Source organism: Bacillus sp. JJ783, assembly GCF_036963225.1.
GTDB lineage: Bacteria > Bacillota > Bacilli > Bacillales > Bacillaceae_G > Bacillus_A > Bacillus_A cereus_U.
The window spans coordinates 1-2,445 of the sequence record NZ_JBALMG010000167.1 but is presented as its reverse complement, the minus strand read 5'-3'; the positions used below and the strand labels follow the sequence as shown (position 1 = coordinate 2,445).

Here is a 2,445-nt window from a genome sequence, read left to right as displayed (position 1 = left end):
GTAAATTTAAAGTATAATAACATCAAATAAGCAAGGTTAGACTTATAATAACAGCTTATTTATTTTTTATTTACGAAAGATAGCGTAGAAGAACTAGGGGAGTCAATGAAGAGATGAAAAAAAAGAAAAAACTATTAAATTTATGGAAAATAATTACATTATTAGTGTGTACAGTTGTAATTGTTTCTTTACTCGTAACAGACATTTTAATTAGCCATAATGTTGAACGAGCGACAGAAGATAACCAAGAAGAGAAGGCAAAAACGATTGCACGTATTGTGGCGAATGATTCTATTGTAATTGATGGGTTGACGGGGAAGGTAGATACCTCCTTGATTCAGGTATATACAAATAAGCTATTAAAGAGTACAGATGTTCAATTTATTGTAGTTATGGATATGAATGGAATACGAAAATCTCATCCAGACCCTCAAAAAATAGGGCATCATTTTCTTGGAGGCGATGAAGGACCTGTATTGAAGGGAAAGGAACACGTCTCGTTAGCAAAAGGTACTTTAGGGATTTCTATGCGAGTATTCGTACCTATTTTGGCTGACACAGGTGAGCAACTTGGTGCGGTCGCTGTTGGCATTTCAGCTGATAATATAAAAGAGAGGGTGAAAGAAAGTAGACATATTATTTATATCGGTGTTGGTGTTGGAATATTAGTTGGAATTATAGGAGCGATATTGCTAGCTAGACATATAAAGAAAAGTTTATTTGGTCTTGAGCCGCATAGGATAGCGAAAATTCTTGAAGAAAGAAATACGATGCTACAATCTGTAAAAGAAGGTATTATTGCTGTAGATAAAGAGGCGAGAATAACTTTAATTAATAGTGAAGCAAAACGAATATTAAAGAAAGGTGGACTTACAGAAGATTTTATCGGTAAAGATATTGAATTGTATACGCCGAATTCACGTATGAAAGAAGTGTTGCAAACAGGCGAGGTACAATTAAACGAAGAACTAAATTTTTATGGGGTTACGATTGTTACTAATCGGGTTCCTTTATATGTAAAAGGAGAAATAGTTGGCGTGATTGCAACATTTCGTGATAAAACAGAGATTAGAAAACTAGCAGAGGAACTAACTGGTATTAAGTTATATGCAGAAGCATTACGGGCACAATCTCATGAATTTATGAATAAAATGCATGTCGTATTAGGGTTAACACATATGAAACAGTATGAAGAATTGCAGAAATATGTAAGTAGTATGGTATCAGAGCATCAATATGAAATTGGGGGGATTATGAAAAAAATTCAAAGCCCAGTATTTGCTGGATTTTTACTAGGTAAACTTAGTTATGCTAGAGAGAAAAATATAAAGTTAATTATAAAAGAAGATTCTTACTTACCAGAAATATATGATGAACGTATCATTCATGAAATGATTACCATTGTCGGAAATTTGATTAATAATGCATTAGACGCAGTGATGAATTGTGAGAAGAAGCAGGTTGAAGTTGGAATACAATATGGGGATACATTAATCATTACAGTACAAGATACGGGGAAAGGCATAAAAGAAGATGAAATTGATTCATTATTTATAAAAGGTTATTCCACAAAGGGTGATAATCGGGGGTATGGTTTGCATCTTGTAAAGGAAAGCATACAGCGAATAAATGGGGAAATCTATGTTCATTCATTGTTAGGAACGGGAACGACAATAACGATTGAAATACCTAAAAGTGGGGATGAGAGATAAGATGATCAAAGTTTTGATTGTAGAAGATGATCCGATGGTTGCGATGTTAAATACGCATTATTTAGAGCAAGTGGGAGGATTTGAACTTGTTCATGCAGCTAAATCAGTAAAAGAGGCGATAGAAGTATTAGAGAAATCACGAGTAGACTTCATATTACTTGATATTTTTATGCCTGAAGAGACCGGGTTTGAGCTTTTAATGCATATTCGGAATCAAGAAAAAGAAATCGATATTATGATGATTTCAGCTGTACATGATATGGGAAGTATCAAAAAAGCATTACAATATGGCGTAGTAGATTATTTAATTAAACCATTTACATTTGAACGATTTAAAGAGGCATTAACTGTATATCGAGAAAAACTTACTTTTATGAAAGAACAACCAAAAATTAGTCAATCGGAATTAGATTCGTTAATTTTACAAAAAGAAAAAAGAGCACCCGCTGTCACTAAAGAGCTTCCGAAGGGATTAACGAAGCAAACGTTGCAACTAATTTGGCAGAAAATCAAGTCGCTTAATGGACAGGCGTTTACAACAGATGAAATGGCGCAATTAGTAGGAGTTTCAAGAGTTTCTATTCGAAAGTATGTAATGTTTTTGACTGAAATCGGAGTATTAGAGAATGAAATGGTGTATCAACATGTGGGAAGACCTGTGAGTAAATTGAGATGTATTGACCAAAATAAAATAGGTTTTTACGTATAAGCGACTTATTATAAGTCGCTTATA

The 2,445-nt window shown here is 33.6% G+C and carries 2 protein-coding genes; both read left to right on the top strand.

Annotated elements, in window-relative coordinates; translation table 11 throughout:
* Positions 1-113 precede the first annotated feature (113 nt).
* Positions 114-1,712 carry a sensor histidine kinase gene (locus V7038_RS26390; RefSeq protein ID WP_335695872.1) on the top strand — a complete coding sequence of 533 codons (1,599 nt, stop codon included), beginning with the start codon at positions 114-116 and terminating at the stop codon, positions 1,710-1,712.
* Between the two features lies 1 nt (position 1,713).
* The gene (locus tag V7038_RS26385) at positions 1,714-2,421 is read left to right on the top strand and encodes a response regulator (RefSeq protein WP_002107103.1); all 708 of its coding nucleotides are present in this window, start codon (positions 1,714-1,716) and stop codon (positions 2,419-2,421) included.
* The last annotated feature ends 24 nt before the right edge of the window (positions 2,422-2,445 follow it).